General features: G+C 66.0%; 15 protein-coding genes and 1 pseudogene. 4 read left to right on the forward strand and 12 right to left on the reverse strand.

Translation table 11 applies throughout. The features are described from left to right. Window positions 1-175 precede the first annotated feature (175 nt). The 3 genes from L2U69_RS16570 (at window position 176) to L2U69_RS16580 (ending at window position 5918) form a co-directional block, all read left to right on the forward strand. Entirely contained in the window at window positions 176-3202 is a 3027-nt protein-coding gene (locus L2U69_RS16570; RefSeq protein ID WP_236108238.1) for a glycosyltransferase family protein, read from the forward strand. Between the two features lie 120 nt (window positions 3203-3322). Continuing rightward, window positions 3323-4660, forward strand: a complete 1338-nt coding sequence (locus L2U69_RS16575; RefSeq protein ID WP_236108239.1) for a DUF1800 domain-containing protein — start codon at window positions 3323-3325, stop codon at window positions 4658-4660. A 40-nt stretch (window positions 4661-4700) separates the two neighbouring features. After that, window positions 4701-5918 carry a DUF1501 domain-containing protein gene (locus L2U69_RS16580; RefSeq protein ID WP_236108240.1) on the forward strand — a complete coding sequence of 406 codons (1218 nt, stop codon included), beginning with the start codon at window positions 4701-4703 and terminating at the stop codon, window positions 5916-5918. 23 nt (window positions 5919-5941) lie between these two features. On the opposite strand, the gene L2U69_RS16585 is transcribed toward L2U69_RS16580, so the two are convergent. The 12 genes from L2U69_RS16585 to L2U69_RS16640 all read right to left on the reverse strand — a co-directional run bounded on the left by L2U69_RS16585 (window position 5942) and on the right by L2U69_RS16640 (window position 18000). Then, window positions 5942-6247: a hypothetical protein gene (locus tag L2U69_RS16585; protein ID WP_236108241.1), complete on the reverse strand. Its 306-nt coding sequence runs from the start codon at window positions 6245-6247 to the stop codon at window positions 5942-5944. A 79-nt stretch (window positions 6248-6326) separates the two neighbouring features. Next, complete coding sequence (locus tag L2U69_RS16590) at window positions 6327-7988, reverse strand: polysaccharide biosynthesis/export family protein (protein ID WP_236108242.1); 1662 nt, start codon at window positions 7986-7988, stop codon at window positions 6327-6329. Beyond that, entirely contained in the window at window positions 7988-8446 is a 459-nt protein-coding gene (locus L2U69_RS16595; RefSeq protein ID WP_236108243.1) for a DVU3141 family protein, read from the reverse strand. Before L2U69_RS16595 ends, L2U69_RS16590 begins: the two co-directional genes overlap by 1 nt. Window positions 8447-8660: 214 nt before the next feature. After that, window positions 8661-9800 carry a hypothetical protein gene (locus tag L2U69_RS16600; protein ID WP_236108244.1) on the reverse strand — a complete coding sequence of 380 codons (1140 nt, stop codon included), beginning with the start codon at window positions 9798-9800 and terminating at the stop codon, window positions 8661-8663. Between the two features lie 79 nt (window positions 9801-9879). Beyond that, the gene (locus L2U69_RS16605; RefSeq protein ID WP_236108245.1) at window positions 9880-10608 is read right to left on the reverse strand and encodes an ATP-binding cassette domain-containing protein; all 729 of its coding nucleotides are present in this window, start codon (window positions 10606-10608) and stop codon (window positions 9880-9882) included. Window positions 10609-11094: 486 nt separating this feature from the next. Continuing rightward, window positions 11095-11451 (reverse strand): hypothetical protein, encoded by a 357-nt coding sequence (locus L2U69_RS16610; RefSeq protein WP_236108246.1) that lies wholly within the window; start codon window positions 11449-11451, stop codon window positions 11095-11097. A gap of 113 nt (window positions 11452-11564) precedes the next feature. After that, window positions 11565-12602, reverse strand: a complete 1038-nt coding sequence (locus L2U69_RS16615; RefSeq protein WP_236108247.1) for a hypothetical protein — start codon at window positions 12600-12602, stop codon at window positions 11565-11567. A 283-nt stretch (window positions 12603-12885) separates the two neighbouring features. Beyond that, the gene (locus tag L2U69_RS16620; RefSeq protein WP_236108248.1) at window positions 12886-14013 is read right to left on the reverse strand and encodes a hypothetical protein; all 1128 of its coding nucleotides are present in this window, start codon (window positions 14011-14013) and stop codon (window positions 12886-12888) included. Further along, a complete protein-coding gene (locus L2U69_RS16625; RefSeq protein WP_236108249.1) occupies window positions 14010-14258 on the reverse strand; it encodes an acyl carrier protein in 249 nt (82 codons plus the stop codon). The genes L2U69_RS16620 and L2U69_RS16625 overlap by 4 nt, the downstream gene beginning before the upstream one ends. Further along, on the reverse strand, window positions 14239-15936 hold the full coding sequence (locus L2U69_RS16630; protein WP_236108250.1) for an AMP-binding protein: 1698 nt from the start codon (window positions 15934-15936) through the stop codon (window positions 14239-14241). The genes L2U69_RS16625 and L2U69_RS16630 overlap by 20 nt, the downstream gene beginning before the upstream one ends. A gap of 37 nt (window positions 15937-15973) precedes the next feature. Continuing rightward, complete coding sequence (locus tag L2U69_RS16635; protein ID WP_236108251.1) at window positions 15974-16774, reverse strand: hypothetical protein; 801 nt, start codon at window positions 16772-16774, stop codon at window positions 15974-15976. Next, on the reverse strand, window positions 16771-18000 hold the full coding sequence (locus tag L2U69_RS16640) for a GSCFA domain-containing protein (RefSeq protein ID WP_236108252.1): 1230 nt from the start codon (window positions 17998-18000) through the stop codon (window positions 16771-16773). The genes L2U69_RS16635 and L2U69_RS16640 overlap by 4 nt, the downstream gene beginning before the upstream one ends. A 418-nt stretch (window positions 18001-18418) precedes the next feature. Here L2U69_RS16640 and L2U69_RS16645 point away from each other — a divergent pair. After that, window positions 18419-18584, forward strand: a pseudogene (locus tag L2U69_RS16645) (sulfate adenylyltransferase subunit CysD); the annotation flags it as partial.

The following is an 18584-nucleotide window of genomic DNA, read 5'->3' on the forward strand; positions in this document are numbered from 1 at the left end:
GCGCCGCGCGAGGCACCGAGCCGAAAACCCCCTCTTCCGGGCCCCGGACGTGGCGCAATTCGGTGCGGATTCTTCAAGGGCGACTGGAATTGAGCACCTGCAACATGTCATTATCCGCCCGGTTTGCCACGCGGGGGCGTGTGCTTGAAGCACGGGCGCATTTTTGGAGCATATCATGCAGGAATTTCAGGGGACGGCGGCGAAGGTAGCGATCATCTGCCCGTCGCTGGGCAAGAGCTGCGGCATCGCCCGCTATTCCCACTATGTCGCGGATTCGATCCAGCGGCTGGGGATGTCGACTTCGCTCATGCGCTCGTCCGAAGATCTCGACAAGGAAGATGCGGGGGCGGCTTCCTACGATTTCATTCTGGTGCAGCACGAATACGGCCTCTTCGACAATCTCTCGCCGCTCGGCACCGGCGAAACGACGGCCAAGCTGGTCGGCAACATCGAACGCTATCTAGCGGCCCATCCCGGCGCCCGCGCCGCGATCGTCATGCACACCGTGGTCCTGACCGACCACGTGCTGAACATCATGAACCAATGCCTGTTCGGCTCGTCGATCCCGGTGGTCAACCTGAACAGCCGCGGCTGCTACGAGATGGCGATTCCACACCTCGAGCACGGCGTCTACGTCTATGACGCTTCCGGCGACGGCCCGAGCAAGGCGCTCTCCCCGTCCGCCGACAACCGCCGCCGCGACCGGCCGACGGTTGGCAGCTTCGGTCTGCTGTCACCCAACAAGAAGCCGACCCTGATCATCGACATCTGCGAACGGGCCCAGGCCAATTTCATCGGCAATTTCGCGACCAACAATCGTACCGCCGCCCGCGAACTGCTCGACTATGCCGAGCGGCTGAAGGTCGGCGCGACCGTCTTCAACGACTTCTGCGAAGAGAAGGACCTGCTGGAACGCCTGGCCCCGATGGACTTCGGCGTCGTGACCCAGGAACCGATCACCCATTGGGCGACCTCCGGCTCGATCCGCTTCCTGTTCAACTTCGGCGTGCCGATTCTCGTTCCCTACGGCCCCCAGTTCGAGGATTGCGCCGAAGGCGTGATCTTCGCCCATCAGGACGAGATGCACTTCAGGATCGACGAGCTCTTCGCCAGCCCCGACACCTATGAGCTCGCCTGCGAGCGCAGCAAGGCCTTCGCCGTCAAATACGAGATGTCGAAGGTCTACGAGAAGTTCCTGAAGATGCTGGCGGACACCCAGCCGTCCGCCCTGACCGACTATCGCATCCGGAACTTCCGCGACCAGCGCCGCTCCGTCACCATGGTCGACATGATGCTGACCGCGGGCGTCAAGAAGGGCCTCACGTCCAGGGAAGCCGAACAATCCGTGCTGGCGGCCTGCGCCGCCGAGGACGGCGAGGGGATCGCCCTTCAGGCCGCCGTCGACGAGCAGTTCGAGGCGACGCCCTTCCTGCGCTACGGCGTCGCCTGCGAAGGCCTGATATCGCCTTATCTCGGCGCGGCGGACCGGTTGAACCTTCTCGCCTCATGCTCGACCCTGCCGTCGAACCTCTATCAGGTGGAACGCTTCCTGTCCCATGACGACACGCTGTCGACGGTCGTCCGGCGGGAAACCCTGCGCGACATCCAGGGCATCCAGCGCGAGTATCACGACGTCGTCTCGAACAAGATCTTCTCGGCCAGCGTGACCGGCAAGCTCGTCAAGCAGCTCTTCCCGGACATCTACGGCAAGGCGGATCGGGATTCGGTGCAGCGCCTGCGCCGGCTGATGCAGGACTATGTCGACCGCATCGGCTTCGGCGGCACCGCCGAACGCATTCCGGTGCGCATCCCGACCCTGCTGATCATTCCGGCCGCCAAGATGATCTCCTATCTCCGGCGGGTGGGTGGCCTGACTTCGGCCGAAATCCTGGGCCTGGTCGAAAGCGTCGGCCTGCCGAACGACATCTTCGACGACCGCCTGCCGTGGATCGAGGGGGCGACGCAATATATCGCCGAAAAGACCGGCACACCGGTCTCGGCGGCGATCGGCAACGCGACGGAGTTCCAGACCCGCTATCGCGCCTTCAAGGCCGAATTCGCCATGATGTCGAACGAGCAGTTCGTCTATTCGGCGCTCGCGCTCTATTTCAAGACGCAGCCGTCGCGCAAGCGCCTGTCCGACATCGCCGACGCCATCGACGGCAAGTCGCGGACCGAGGCGCTGCTCTACCTCTCGCAGCAGCCCGAGGCGACCCTGTTCCAGAGTGCCGTCGTGGACCTGGACAGCGAAGCATCCTACGACGATCTGGCGAAGCCGATCCTGGTCAAGAAGATCATCGACGAATTCTTCCTGTCCCAGAACGGCTCCTTCGACAATTCCGTGTCGGAGCAGAATTTCTACCAGATTTCGCGGTTCTGGCTGTTCAATTCCCTGAAGGCCGGCCTGACCAACGACCTGTTCCGCGAGAAGAAGTCCCTCGGCCTGAAGGATCGGCTGAAGGCGGCCGAACCGAAGGCGCCGGAACCGATCTGGCTGCCCGAAGACATCCTGCCGGAACTGCTGCGGGCATTGTCGGGCGACGCCGCCGCACCGGCCGAAGCCATGCTGTTCGGCGGCGCCATCGAGCCGGCGCTCCTGGAAATGGTCGCCGAGAAGGCCGAATTCATCCCGAGCCTGATCGAACTGAACGCCATGGTGGGCACGACCGCCGAGATGAACGTGCAGCCCGAACCCTGGACCGGGACCGCCAGCCAGATGCCGCAGCGGTCTCGGACCGTCACGCTCTCGCCCTTTCAGGAACGCGACGTCGGCTCGAAGTCGATGCCGATCTTCGATCCGTCGGCCGCCAACGAACTGAGCGTGGTCGGCCTGCCCGACAAGCTGTGGGTCAACGCCTGGAACGCGATCTCGCGCTTCACGGGCGCCAAGATCGTGGGGCCGCTCGAATTCCGCCGCGTCTCGCCCTGGATCATCTCGATCGATCAGGTCGTCGAGGAGGATGAATTCGACTTCGTCATCGTCCACAAGGGCCAGATCGACACCATGCCGAAATGGCTGAAGGACGAGATCGTCAAGAGCTTCCACCCCTATTTCGCCAATGAAGTCTTCATCATCTTCAGCAAGCCCGAGGTCCAAGCCCTGCATTTCGACGATGCCCATGTCCGCGTCGCGCGCGAACTGGTGCCCCAGCGTCGCAACAAGAGCATCGGCAAGAGCATCGGCAAGCTGCTGACGCGCTGAAGGATGCGGGGGCCGGAACGCCCGGTCCCCGTCCCGGCCGCGCAGGAATGACGCTGCCGCCCCGTTGAAGGTGTGAACGGCCGCCTCAGGCCGCTCTGTGGCATTCCCGCGCGAGGCGCCATGACCCGAGAAGCCTTCATCGCCGCCAATCGCTTCGGCCTCGGGCCGCGCCCCGGGGAGATGGCGGCCCTTGCCCGCGATCCGCGGGCGGCCCTGACCGCGCAATTGGACGCCCCCGCACCGCCGAGTGACCTGCCGGATACGGCCGGTGCCCTCGACATCGCCGAAACGTCACGCGCCATGCGCGCGGCGGGCCGAAAGGACCTGGACGGCGACGGCCACCCCGACAATCCGGCGCATGAGCTCTACCTGCGCGAAGTCGAGGCACGCTTTCGCCGCTGCGTCGCCACCACCGCGCCACTGCGCGAGCGCCTCGTCCTGTTCTGGTCCAACCATTTCACCGTGTCGGTCGCGCGGGGCCGGATCCTCCCCCTCGCCGGCGTTTTCGAGCGCGAGGCCATCGCCCCTCACGTCACCGGACGGTTCGAGGATCTGCTGCGCGCGGCGGCCCTGCACCCGGCGATGCTCGACTATCTCGATCAGACCCGGTCGTTCGGGCCGGATTCGAAGATCGGCCGGCGCCGGGCGACCGGCCTCAACGAGAATCTCGGGCGCGAGATCCTGGAGCTCCACACCCTCGGCGTCGACGGCGGCTATGATCAGGCGGACGTCATCGCGCTTGCCGAGATCCTCACCGGATGGTCGGTGGTGGAAGGCGGCGGCGGCGCGCCGCGGCGCTTCGGCTTCGATGCCGACCGGCATCAGCCGGGCGACAAGCGCCTGCTCGGCACGCGGATCCGCGAAGGCGGCGCCGGCGAGACCGGTGACGCCTTCGCCCTGCTGGCGCGCCACCCGTCGACGGCCCGGCATCTCGCCACCAAACTGGTCCGGCATTTCGTCGCCGACGATCCCCCGGCGGAGGCGGTCGAGCGGATCGCCGCCCTCTATCTGCGGACCGGCGGCGACCTGCGCGCGGTCTCCGCCGGGCTGATCGGCCTGGATGCCGCCTGGCGCGATCCCTTCGCCAAGGTCAAGACGCCCTGGGAACTGGTGGTGAGCATGGCGCGCGCCCTTGCCCATCCCGGCGCCGATGCCGAAATTCCCCTGGTGCTCCAGCGCCTGCGCCAACTCGGCCAGCCGCCCTTCGGCGCCCCTTCCCCGGCCGGCTGGCCCGACCGGGCGGACGACTGGTTGGGGCCGGACGCGCTGCTGCGCCGGATCGATCTCGCGGGCGACGTCGCGCGGCGGGTCGGCGACAGGATCGACCTCGGCGCCCTGATCCGCGAGACCATCGCCCCCGTCACGCCTGCGCCGAAATTGCGTCTTATCGAAGGGGCTGGCGATCTTGCCTCCGGTATCGCCATGGTCTTCGCCGCCCCCGAATTCCAGCAGCGGTGACCCCCAGGGCAGAGGTGCCCCCTACAGCAAGGTGACAGGGATGGACATTCGCATCGATCGCCGCGACCTGCTCCTCGGCCTGCTCGGGTCCGGACTCGCCGTGACCGCGCCGCGCGTCGCCTATGCGCGCGTGCCGGACGACCGCCGTTTCATCTTCATCCTGCTGCGCGGCGGCATGGACGGGCTGTCGGCGGTGCCGCCGGTCGGCGACCGGGACTACGCCGCCCTTCGCGGTGCCCTGGCGATCGCCCCGGTCGGCAAGGCGGACGGTGCGCTAGGTCTCGACGACCGCTTCGGCCTGCACCCGGCGCTGGCGCCGATCCATGGTCTCTGGTCCAAGGGCGAGCTGGCGATCGTCCATGCCGCCGCCACGCCCTATCGCGAACGCTCGCATTTCGATGCCCAGAACGTGCTGGAGACGGGCGGCAATGCGCCCTCGCACGATGGCATCGGCTGGCTGAACCGTGCCATCGGCCTGATGCGGCAGGACGGCGCGCCGCGCGGCCGCGATCTCGGCCTTGCCGTCAACGAGGCGGCGCCGCTGGTCATGGCCGGGCCGGCCCGGGTCGCGACCTGGGCCGGACCCGGCGGCGGCGCACCGCCCACGGACTATCTGCTGGATGCGGTCGATCGGCTCTATGCCGACAGCCCGCGCTTTCACGCGGCGCTGGCCACCGCCCGGGACACGCGCGCCCTTCTCGCCGCGAGCGAGGACGGCATGGCGGGCAAGGAACCCGGACAGAGCCGGCTGATCCCCGTGTTCGGCGGCCTGGCCACGCTGATGCGGGCGGAAGGCGGGCCGCGCATCGCCACCCTCGAGGTGACGGGATGGGACACCCATACCGGGCAGGGCGCCGTCATGGGCAAATTCGGCAAGCTGCTCGGGCAATTCGCCGACGCCCTCGCCGAATTGCGCCGGGGTCTCGGCCCGGCCTGGGCCCGGACCGTCGTCGTCGCGGCGACGGAATTCGGCCGGACGGCCGTCCCGAACGGGACGGGCGGCACCGATCACGGCACGGCTGGCGCCGCCTTCGTGCTGGGCGGCGCCGTGGCCGGCGGACGGATGATCGCGGATTGGCCGGGTCTCTCGCCGCAGCGCCTGTACCAAGGCCGCGACCTCGCCCCGACCACGGATCTGCGCGGCGTCTTCGCCGGCGTCCTGCGGGACCATCTCGGCCTGCCGGCGGCGGACATCCGCCGCCAGATCTTCAGCGACGCCGCGGATCTGGCCTTCGTGCCGGGCCTGACCCGGGGCTAGGCGCCGGCCTTACGCGGCGGCCTTCACTCCTCGCGCGCGGCACGGCGCGCGGCGATGCGTTCCGCCCGCCGGGCAGCGAATTCGGGATCGTTCGCGATCCGCTCCTGCAGCGCCTTGCGGCGTTCGGCGCGGCGGGCCTTGACGGCCTCCGGATCTTCCCCGGCCGCCGCGCCGGGGGCGCCGGCCTTGCTCAGGCCACGCGCGGCCTTGCGCTGTGCGATCCGTTCAGCCCTGCGTTCGGCCTGACGCTTGGCCTTGCGCTCCTCCTGGCGCTGAAGCCTGGTCGAACCGGCGGCGGGCGCGGTTTCCTTCTTGTCGTCGTCGTTCATTTGGGTCGGATACCTCGTCCAACGGAAATCTGAATGGCGGCGAACCGGGCCCGCCGAAGGACGGCGGGCCCGGCGCCCGTCAATCGCTCAGGAAGCGCGTGATGCCCGCCACGCGGAAGATCACATCGGCCAGATCCTGAACGAACTGGAAGCCCTTGAAGCTGACTTCCGGCAGCACCACGATCTCGTCGCCCGGCTCCACCCTGGGATCGCCGACGAGCTGGATCGCGCCATTCGGCTTCTGCACCAGGAAATAGTCGCGCTGGGCCCTGTCGGTGAAGGAGCCGGCCTGATCGATATAGTCGTCGATCGTCATGCCCTTCTGCCAGACGATGGTCTGGGGCGCGAGCACTTCGCCGGCGATCAGCACCGTGGACGAGCGCTTCGGAATGACGACGACATCGTCGTTTTCCAGCGGGATGTCCGCGATCCCGCCCTTCTCGTCCATGACGACGAGGGTGCCGTCCGGTTCGGCGCCGCGTACCCTGTCGATGAACTGCAGGACCATCTGCGCCTCGGCGGAGCGGAGCGCCGCCTCGCCGCTGGTCTCGACCACGGCGGTCAGCACGCTGCGCTGCAGGCGGTCGAGCGCCGCCTCGAGCGCCGCCTTCTGCTGCTGGGCGACGGTCGCCCGGCGCAGATGCACGGCGGGATAATTGGCGACGGCCGGATCGACCTCGACATGGGCGAGGAACTGGCGCAGCGTCACCGCCTTCGAGACGACATAGGTCGACTGGCCCTCATAGGCGCCTTCGAGGCGGACAGTGATCACGGGGGCCGAGGAATCCTGCTGGAATTCGGCGATGTCCTGATCGGCGAGGGTGAAGCCGCTGAATTCCGCCAGCGTCAGGTATTTCGACATCGGCACGCCGTCGCGCGTGCCCGTGACGAAGACATTGTTCACATTCGGCAGGGGCCGGGCGAGCGCGATCAGCTCGGCGCCGGTCATGCGCGTGCCGATCATCTCGAAGATGGCTTCGTTGCGGACCACGCCCCGCGCCTTGACCACCGGATTCTGGCCGCCGACCACGATGGTGTCGCCTTCCTGCAGCGAGACGCCGGGCAGGTCGCCATCGAGCAGGAAGTCGTAGAGATCGGCCGTCGCGATGGTGCGGCCGCCACGCTTCAGGTCGATGTCGCGATAGGAGCCGCTGCCCTCGAGAATGCCGCCGGCGCGCAGCAGATAGTCGAGGATCGAATCCGCCGGCGCGCCCAGGTGGCGGCCGGGCTGCGCGACGAAGCCGGTCACGAAGATGCCGATGGAACGCGAACCGACCAGGGTGCTGTAGACCTGCACGGTATCCGAAGGATAGGACTGCCGGACCTGGCGCTGGATGGCGCTGGTCAGGTCGCCGGCAGGCACGCCGCGCACGGGCACCGGACCGACTTCGGGAATGAAGATGTTGCCCTGGGGATCGACGGTCTGCGACAGATCCTGCTGCACGGCGCCGAAGAGATGCACCTGCACCTGATCGCCGGGCTGGACCAGATATTGCGGATTGCCGCCGCCGGTCGGTGCCGGCGCCTCGCGGTTGATGAACAGGCCGGCGCCGAAGGGCCGTTCGGCGAGGGCGGCGTCGGTCGTCGAGACCGCCGCCGTCGCCGGTTCGGCGGGCGCCCGCTGCGTCGTCGGGCCGGCCGGCACGAGCGACTGGGCGAAAGCCGGCAGGGCCGACAGCCCCACAGCGACGGCGAGACCGGCCAGAAGACGGCGAATGGACATGATGTCGATCTTGGTCATCAGGACCGTTCCCCCAACCTGAAGGCCGTGATCGTGCCGCCCGGCGGCGACGCGGCGGATGCGGGCTCGGGTTCGGCCGAGGGCATGGGCGTGGGCAGGAAATGCGGATCCGCCTCCCCCGGTGCCAGGACGAGCGGCTCGACCACCACCCAGGTGCTGCCGTCCACACAGACGACGCGCCGGATCGGCGTGCCGCCGAATTGCGGTGTCAAGGTCGCCGTCGCGCAATCCCGGCCGCTGGCGGCGAAGAAGGAGCGGTTCACCACGAGCCGCCAAGCCTGGCCGCTGCCGTCGACCAGCGCCGTGGCCGACAGCGCATCGCTGGTCCGGGCGAAACCATTGCCGTCGACGACGGTTTCCGCCGGGGCCGGTCCGCTCGCACTGCAGGCGGAAAGAAAAAGAGGCACCCCGGCCATCAGCCCGAGGACGAGCCCCCTTCGGCTCGAATGGGTCTTCATTGAAAGCGACCTCCCCCTTCGCCGCAGCGGACAGTACTGCGTACGCTGCCCGCGCCGCAAGATGCGCGCCCCTGCGACGGCACGCGAAAAAAACCGATCCCGATCAAAGGTATGTTCCCCCGAACCGGCACCGCGGGCGATGGCCCGGCACCGGCCACGCGGCGATGCCGTCCGGCCCCCGGTCAAACTGTGCCAAATCCATTGCCCGCTCCCGTCAGACCATGTGATCGCGCACGCCCGCCCAGACGAGACGGCCGATGACGAGGGCCACGAGTGCGCCCAGGAAGGTGAAGAAGACCGTCTGCGCCTTGTGCGGCAGACGCGGTTCGGTCGGCAGGAACGGCGAGACGACGTCGACCACATAGAGCTTCTGGCGCCGGGCCTCGACCATGGCGGAATCGAGCGCGGACTGCGACGCCGCATAGGATTGCTTGGCGATGTCGCTCTGCAGCAGCAGGATGCCGTATTGTTCCAGGGTGCCGGCCCAGGCGCTGTCGCTGCCGGTCAGGCGGGCTTCCTCGATCTTGATCTGTTCCTGGATGCCGGCCAGCTTGTTGCGCAATTCGGCAAGACGCGGCACCTCGCCCCGGGAGATGTCCCGGATGGCCAGGATCTCGGCCTCGATCGAGGCGGCCTGGGCCTTCAGCGAGGCGATGATGCCGTTGACCGAGGACGAGGTCGCGGCCGGATCGATGGCGCCATGTTCGTTGCGGAACTTGGTCAGGGCCAGCTCGGCGTCGCGCAGGCGCTGTTCCGCGCCCTTGAGCTCGTTTCGCGCCAGTTCCGTCAGATCGTGTTCGGAGCGGGCATTGAAGTCGTTGATCAGGCTTTCGGCCTGGGACGCCAGGCTGGTCGCCATCCTGAACGCGAGATCCGGCTCGAACGCCCGGGTCTCGAGAACGATCATGCCCGAGACTTCGTCGAAATAGATCGAAACGATGCCGCCGAAATAGCTGTAGAAGGCTTCGTCGTCGGCATCCGCCGAAAGCCGCGAGAAGGAATCGATGCTGTCCTTGCTGAAGGCCGAGCGCAGGTCCATGTCGGCCTGCAGCTGCGCGAGCGCGTTGCGGGACTCGATATAGCGCACGACCGAGAAGGACTCGTCCATCGCCCGGCCCATGACGGAACCGCCCTTCAGGAAGCCGAGGGCTCCCTTGCCGCCACCGCCGCCGCCGTCATAGGAGGTCTTCACCTGGAAGACCGTGTCCACCTGATAGACGGGCGATGCGAAGAGATAGACGTAGAAGGCCGAGATCGCCGTCGGCACCAGCAGGAACAGCACCGAGAACAGCGCGGACAGAATCTTGCGCCGCCGCAGCTTCTCGCGGCTTTCGGCCGCGGGCAGCGGGGTCATGGTGACCTGGCGCGGGCGCTGCTCCTCCTCGTCTTCGCTGACATCGGCGAATTCGTCGCCGAGCAGGTCGTCCTCGAAGTCAGGCTCCCGCCTCGCCGGCCTCCGCGGCTGATGTATCCGCCTGGCAACGGCGGAAGTATCGGAAGGCTTCGTCGATTGTGTCATGGGCCGTCAGCACACCTCGGTGAAGAACATAGGCGACGTCGCAAAGGCTGCGCACGAGCGACGCTCGATTGGTAGCAAGTACCAGGGTAGACCGCCGCCGGAGCGATTTCACGGTTTCTTCGGCCCTGCTGCGATATTCCCGATCCTCCGAGACGACCCAGTCGTCGATCGGATAGCAGTCGAACTCCATGGCCACCGCGGTGGCGAACATGACCTTCGACATGGTGCTCGCCGGAAGCCGGTTGAGCAACAGGTCGATATGCCCGCCGAGCTGCACGAAATCGTCGACGCGGCGAATGATCTCGGGCGCGGGGCGGCCGTAGAGCTGGGCCGTGAAGCGGATGTTGTCCCGCACCGTCAGGCTCCGGATCATGCCCTGGCGGGCCCACAGCGGCCAACTCACGGTCATGCCGTGACTGAACACGCGGCCGACCAGGGGCTTCTCCAGATGCGACAGCATGCGGATGAGGGTGGATTTCCCGGACCCCTTGGTCCCGACGATGCCGACGCTCTGCCCGGCGGCCACCGCCAGATTGATGTCGTGCAGCGCGGTGACGATCCGGTTGCGCTCGAGATAGCGGACCGTGACGCCTTCCATGCCGACGACGCGCTGTGGCGCGCTCGCCACCGCCCGCGCCGTCACGCGGCCCTCGCCGGGCGATCGGCGCGCGGTCGGCGGCACGGCGAGGACCGCCCGATTTCCAGCACCACTGCGTCCATGTTCATCGTTCCCTCGAGAACAGCCCCCCGGCGGTCCCCACGCCTCACGCCGTCGCCCGGCGCCGGCGTCGCTACGACCGGGATTCCGCAGGAAGCGGGAAGGCGCGAAATTCGTCCGCCTCGCCCCTCGAATCTCGTTACGGCACTGCAGCAATCATACATTCGGGGCGGCGCGTCAAGCCCCCCTCGGCACTGCGATCACCCCGGCGGACATGGATTTTCGCCGTTCGGCATCGTCCTTCCGACCGCAGGACCAAGGTCGGCGAGCATTTGCGCCCGTGAACGGTCGCCGGGCATTCACGCCGTGATCATCGTCCGAAGACGGCGCTCGTCCCGGGGTGGCGCCGGTGCACGGCTGGTGCGACGCCCGAAAGGGCCTGCCCTCGGGACGCCCGCGGCCGCGAGACGGTCAGTCCTCCGCCGGCGTATCCTTGTCGGCCCGGGGCCTTGCCCGGCCGGCACGGCGTTCGGCCGCCGCGGCCTGGCGCGCTTCGGCCTGCTTTTCCTTGCGCTCGGCAACCGCGGCCTTGCGCTCTTCGGCCTGCTTCTCCTTGCGCTCGGCGACAGCGGCCTTGCGTTCCTCGGCCTGCTTCTCCTTGCGCTCGGCGACGGCCGCGGCGCGGGCCTCGCGGCTGGCCGTGCGGCGCGCCTCGGTCTGCTCCTTCTTGGCGTCCTGGGCGACCTTGCGGCGCTCGACCGCGGAGGCACGGCGCTTGGCGGCCGCCTCCTGAGCTTTTCTCACCTTGGGCGTTTCGCCTGAAGTCATTTCAATCATCCTTTCGGGTGGGCGAATCCGGCGCGCGGCCGGCAGCAAGACGATAAGACGAAGACGTGCCGTTTCAAGGGCATGACGGGAGAAGCGGCGGGCCGTCTGGCCCGTCAGCCCCCCAGATTGCCGACCTTGCGGGCCAGCCACCATGTCATCAGTTCGAAGCCGCGGCGCAGTTCGACCTCGGGAATGTCGGCGAGGCCATAGGGACAGGGCTTCTGCGTATCGCCCGAACCGAACACGTCCTGACCACCGAAATAATGCTCGAACAGCTTTTCATTGCTGGGACGGTAATGCTCCACGATCTTGAGCTGTTCGTCGGGCGGCAGATAGAGCGGCGCCTTGCCGATCCAGTCCGTGAAGCCCTCCTCGCGCTGGAGGCGCGCGACGGTGTCGCGCATGGCGCCGGAGACGGGCCCGATCCACTTCTTCTTGCGGCCGAAGCGCGCCGCATATTGGACCGCGCAATATTTCGAGAATTCGACCGCCTTCCAGGCGAAGGACAGATTGGTGTCGTCGTCGCCGCCGATCGGATCGGCCGGCATCTTGCCGCCGATGAACTGCACGAAATCCTCGACCGCGTCGCCGTTCGGGAACATCCGGCGCTCGTAGAGCCGCGCGACGACCTTCTCGCGCCCGAAGCGATTGGCGTATTCCTCGAGGCATTCGAAGTAATACATGCCGTGTTCGGCGATATCGGCGCCGACGAAGCCCTTCTGACCCCAGAGCGCATGTTCCGGACGGATCGACATGCTCTTCGCCATCTGGGCGTAGAGCGAAGCCCAGAGCTTGTCCTGCCGCCGCAGGTAGATCACCGTCGTGATGTCGGGGCAGACCTTCTCGATGACGTCCAGCATTTCCTGGAGCTTGGGCCCGTGGAGCGGCCAATAATGCTCGGAACTGAGGACGATCGTGGCGTTGGGATCCGCGTCGACACAGCGCTGAAGGACGTCTCGACAGTCCGCCACATTCGCCGCGTCCTCCTGCATGAGGGACGTCCGCAGGAAGGTATGGTTCTGGGAATCGCCCTTGAACGTCGGGTAGTAGATGCTCTGCTGGGCGAAGGCCGCCTCGTTCTTGCGCATGAACGACTGAATGGCGGTGCTGCCCGTCTTGTAGGTGCCGATGTGTAGGATTACGCGCGCCATCTCAATCTCCAGCGAAGCGGGTTTTCGGCCTTTCGGATCCGACCGAACCGGGCTTCTGAATTCACGTCCTGCATCGAATTGTCGCCTCCCGGGATGCCGGCAACGGCGCGGCCGATCCCCGACAGGGCCGGAACGCCGGTGACCCCCGACGCGTCCCGGGAAAGCATGATGGATCTTCCTGAAATGGCGTCTTGCACCGGTCCGAAGCCTGCCCTTCGAACCTGCAGCCGCGACATCCCCTTCCTGCCTTGCGCGACACGGGGCCCCCGCCCCTCCAGCAGCTTCATTCGCTGGCGATACGTTGCTGCAAGCCTTCGCGCAGGCTCTCGTTCATGTTCGCGGCCGCGACCCCCGTCTCCAGCATCTTCTTGATGAAGCCGCACTTCTTGTAGTTGTCGATCGTCCGCAAGATGAAGCGCTCGTCGAGAAGGCTGATGTAGGGACGGCACGTCGACGCCTCGAAGGCCGACATGGCTTCCTCCTCCATGTTCCGCGCGCAATATTCGCGGAACAGGCGGCTCGTCAGGATCACACTGTCGCCGAAACGCTCGCAGCCGGTGACCAGCATCTGAAGCGATTGTTCCTTGCGCGCCGCGAATTTCAGCGCGCGATAGCCGACGACGAAATGGTGGACCATGGCGTTGGGATCGGTCGCCAAGGCGGCGATCTCTTCCTCGTCGACATCCAGCGGCTTGTCGCGGTCGGCGATGAATTCGCCGAATTTGATCAGGGTCCGATAGGACGGGGAATGATGCCAATTGACCTGCAGCGAGTCGGCCAGGGCGGCAGCCACGGGATGCGCGCTGTTCACGTCGATGCCCGAAGCCTTGCCCATCAATTCGGCGGCCGCCAGGATCTGCGGCCGCAGGACCTCCGGGGCGCCCGCGGCGATGCCGGACCAGATGCAGCCGAAGGCGGCCCCGGTCGGGTGGCTGTGGGTATGGAAGAAGATGGTTTCCGCGTTGCGCTGCAGATAGGTCTGGAAGAAGTCTTCCGAGAGGCCCGAACGGCCGAACGTGGTCCGGAGCGAAACCTGCTCGATGTGCCAGCGCCGCAGGATGCGCTTCTGGGATTCACCCTCGCCGCCGCCCTCGGGCCACAGGGCGCGGAACTGCAGGTGGGGAAAGAACACCACGGCGTCGAAGACGGTCTCGAGCGAAGAGTCGATGCGCGAGGTCTTCTGCATCGGCGTTTCCTGCAGGAAGCCGACGCAATAGTCGTTCGGATTCTCGCGCTTCATCTTCACCGCGTCGTCGCGGGTGATGTAGTTCGGCGCCAGGCTGTTGAAGGACGCGTTCGACGGGAAGCGCGGACCGATGACGTAGATCTCCGTATCGTCGTCCCCGCCACCGGCGAAAGCCGCGGCGGCGAAACGCGCCTGGCAGTTGCCCATGAAAAAGAAACGCTTCATCCGGCGGCACCCAATTTCTTCATCACCGTATCGTAGATATGCCCCACATCGGTGAAGCTGAAGATTTCCTCGTCGTCAAATTCGACGTCAAAGGCATCCTCGATGTCGAGCACGATGCTGGAATGCGAAATCGAATCCCAATTCTTGAAGTCCTTAGCCACCGAAGTCTTCTTCACTTCGTCCGGCGAGACGTCCAAGATTTTGGCCAGCACTTTTTGCAGCTCTTCAAATCCTGGCGTGCTCATCATCCCTCCTGTTGGCCACGTAGTATTCGCGATTCTTGTGGCGGCTGATCTTGCCGCTGGTGGTCTTGTGCAGGGCGCCGAGCGGCACCAGCCAGACATCCGCGACATCGACGCCGAACTCGCGCGAGACCTTCTCGGAAACCTCGTCGGAGATCGCCGCCTGGCGATCCTCGACCACATCTTCCTTCAACTCGGCCATCACCACCAGACGCTGGGAGCCGAGGCGGGCGTCGTCGACGCCGGTGGCGACGATGCGACCGGGCTTCAGCCCCTCGATCTGCTGCAGCGACTGCTCCACCTCATTGGCGAAGATGTTCTTGCCGTTCAGGATGACCATGTCGTCGGCACGGCCCAGAATGAAGATCTCGCCATCGTGCTTGAAGCCGAGATCGGACGAATAATACTTGCCGTCGCGCAGCTTCTCGGCCGTCTTCTCCGGCAGGGCGAAATAGCCGCTGAAGAGGAAGGGGGCCTGGATCTCGACCTCGCCGACGACGCCGTCCTCGACCTCGTTCCGCTCCGGATCGACGATCCGCACGGTGACGCCCGGCAGCACCGGGCCGCAGGACATCAATTCGCGGGAATCTTCCGCCCCTTCGTCCATGAAGCGGACCCGGTCCCCCGGACCGAGCTCGCCCATCGGCACGGTGCAGGCCTTGAACGGCCGGCCCATCGGCGTCTGGGTCACGGCGAAGACCGTCTCCGCCATGGCGTAGGAGACGGCGCATTGTCCGGCCGTCACGCCCGCGGGCTCGAAATGCTGCACGAAGCGGCGCGCGGTCTGGGGCCGCGAAACCTCGGAACAGGAAACGAACGCCTTGATCCCCGACAGGTCGAATTTCTCCGGCTTGCGCACGGTGTTGACCAGATGGTCGAAGGCGAAATTGGGCAGCCAGATATGGCTGCCGCCATGGGTCTGCGCCAGTTCGAACAGGCGGCCCGGGCGGTTCAGCCAGTGGAACGGGTCCATGTTCACCAGGCGGTTGCCGGTCAGCACGGTGCCCATCAGGCAGGCGATCAGGCCCATGTCGTGATAGAGCGGCAGCCAGCTCACGATGGTGCCGCTCTCGTCTAGGTCGATGGATTTCGAATAGGCTTCCGACTGCAGGATGATGGCGCCATGGGACAGCGCCACCCCCTTCTTCAGCCCCGTCGTGCCCGAAGTGTGCTGGAGGAGCGCGATGTCCTCCGGCCCGATCGCCGCCAGCATCGCCTCGCGCCCCGCCGCATCGACGGGCTTCGCCAGGGCCTCGATGCCGCCCGGGGTCAGGATGCGCTCGGCCGGGATGCCGATCCCCGCCTTCACCATGTCCTCGCGGATCTCATCCGGCGCGATGATCGCCGCCGGCTTGATGCGATCGACCAGGGTGCGGTGCGACGCCCAGTAATAGCCGGGCTCCTGCTTCGCGCTCGGCAGGGGCATGTAGGACGGGATGAGCCCGCCCGCCATGGCGCCGAAATAGGCGAAATACATCTCGTGCGAATGCGGCAGGAAGATCAGGACCGGCCGCCCCTTGCTCCCTTCCAGGTCCTTCAGCACGCCCCCCCATCGGAACAGGGAGTCGGCGAATTCGCCCCAGGTGATGTCCGTCGCCCCCTTGGGGGTCACGTGGGTGATGGCCACCGTCGCCGGAACACGCTCCGCGCGGCGCAGGATTCTCTCAACGACCGTCGTCATGGCATTCAGCGATTCACGTCAGCATTCACAACGTCGATCACGCGTGCCCCGCCGTCGCGGAGATGATCTGCTTGACCATCATGCTGCCGAAGCGCCGGTTCATGTGACCGATGTCCAGCAGTGCGCGCGGGTTGGGCGTATCCGCCGGCGTGGTCCCGGCCTTCGACAATTCCTCGAAGGTGAAGATCTCACCCTCGACCGTCTCTTCCGGCTGCTCGATCAGCACGATGCCCTCGGGCCGGAGCAGCGCGGCGATGCGCGTCATCAGCGCCCGCACGAGCTTTTCGTCGCCGTTTTCGACGATGGCGGTGAAGGCGTCGACGATCGCGCTGTTGTTGCCCTTGTCGAGATGGAGCATGGCCTTGCGCTTCAGCGGCACCCAGCAGACATAGATCGTCTGGTCCATCTCGTCCCGGATGAGCCTGGCGAGCTGGAACGACAGGGATTCCCGCAGGTCCGCCAGCAGCATCTGCGCCATGACGTCGATGGAGACGAACTGGATCTCCTCCGGCCGCGGCTGCGAGTGCAGGATCGTGTGGTAGTTGCCATAGAGGCGCGACATCAGCACCACGTCGAAGCCGAGACCGACGATGACGTATTTGTCGTAATCCGTGAGGACGATCTTGTCGAGACCGTTGGAACGGTTCAGCAGCAGGGCGCGAAGCTCTTCCGTCGTCGCCTCGATCACCTTGTCCTTGACCACCACGTTTTCGAAATTCCGCCCGCCGGCGGCGAACATGGTGATGTCGACATCCGGATGTGTCGCCGCAATCTGATCCCAACCGAATTTGAGCGCCGCGATATGGGAGTTACCAAGAAAACAATAGCGCTGTGTCATCGCAGAAAGGCCTCGAGCAATTCTTCCTCGCAGACGACGGCATCGTCGTCGACTTCGACGATCTGCCGCGAAGACGGCTTGATCGACGATTCCGGCGCCGGCGCCGCAGCGGCGGGCGCGGGAGCCGGGGCAGGTGCCGGAGCGGGCGCGGCCGGCGCCGGGGCGGGCGCCGCGGCTGCGGGCGCCGCCGCCGGAGCGGGCGCAGGCACCGCGGTCGCCGGCTCGGGCACCGCGGCCATGGGCGGAACGACCGAGTCCTTGATCCGGCCGACGCCGTCCGGCGCATGTTCGGTGAAGAACAGCGACATGGCGGCCGCGACGCCCTCCGGGCGGACGGTGCGCAGGTTCTCGTTGTAATAGCTGCCGCGCGTGAAGTTGGCGGTCACCAGCTCGTAGCCGGGGATGTAGTCGATGTCGTCGTATTCGGCGTGCAGTTCGCCCGCCACCGAGCGCAGGGTCGACTTCGTATAGGTCGAGGCCGAGAGGATGTGGTTGCCGGTCGCCGTCGCGGTGACGGGCACGGGCGAGACCGTGACCATGAAGCGCATGTTCGGATTGACCCGGCGCAGGATCTCGCGGACCGAGAGATAATCCTCCATCACCTCGTTGAAGCGATAGTTCGCGAGCTTGAACCGGTTCGGCGAGAACGAGCCGGCAATGGTGCCCGGCGCCGTCGGGAAGGTGATCCCGGTCTCGACGTCGACCCAGGCTTCGGTCATGCCGAAGGTGAAGACGAAGACGTCGATCGAATGGAACAGTTTCTTGACCCGCGAGATGTGATAGGCGCGGGAAGCGAGCACCTCCTCGGGCGAGGACAGGCCATCGGGTTCGACGTTGGGGCGCAGGGCATCATAGTAACGCCCGTCCTTCTCCCAGACGATCTCCGGCCGGGGTTCGTCGAGAACCGCCTCGCGGACGAGCTGGTGAAGCTGGCGCGCCGTATAGATATTGCCGTAGCGCGCCGAGTACATCTCGTAGCCGTAACGGGTGGCCAATTCCTTGGGCAGATCGACCGGCCGCGGCTCCATGTCGATGATGTTCATCCCGTTCGCGCGCAAGTAACGAGTCAGATGCTGAGCGAAACAACTGCCGGCAGCAGCAATAGGAGACTCGATGCTAATATCGAATTTCTTCACATAAAGACCGGGAAGCGGTCCGACAGGCTGCTCGCAAACCCCCGTCTTCCAGAAAAATTTCTTATCCAAACCTTCGTAAGGTGAATTCATGGCACTTCACCAATGCTGTTGCTTATTAGATGGGGCACTGTAATCCAAGCTACCGCGATCCACAAGCGCCTCGGACCGGATTTTTGCGACGCAAAACGGCGTCTTTCCCGCCCGCGACGGAACCGTCCGCGCCGAAAAAGCCTGACGGCGCCGTGGGTAAGGCGAATCGTACCACGGCCCGCTCGGCGACGGGATCCCCCTTTTCGGGGCCGTCGCGCATGGTTTTAACCCCAGTCTTGCGGCAATGCAGCAAAATGACAGGATCAGGCTTGACCGCCCGCGCGGTGAGCACTATTTGCTTCCCTTTATTGGTATGTTCCACCCGTTGAGTGCCCGGCGCCATTCAATACATTTGCCGAATACGCCGAATACAAAGCGTAATTTTCCACCAGAGATTGGAATTACCGACGTGTCGTCCATTCCCAAGTCCCCTGTCGCCCTTTCCACCCCTTCCCTCACCCATCTGCAGCGTCTGGAAGCGGAGAGCATCCACATCATGAGGGAGGTTGTTTCGGAGACGGAGCGCCCGGTGATGCTCTATTCGGTGGGCAAGGACAGCGCGGTGATGCTGCATCTGGCGCAGA

It is taken from the genome of Zavarzinia marina, from assembly GCF_021568905.1.
In the GTDB taxonomy this organism is placed as follows: Bacteria; Pseudomonadota; Alphaproteobacteria; order Zavarziniales; family Zavarziniaceae; genus Zavarzinia; species Zavarzinia marina.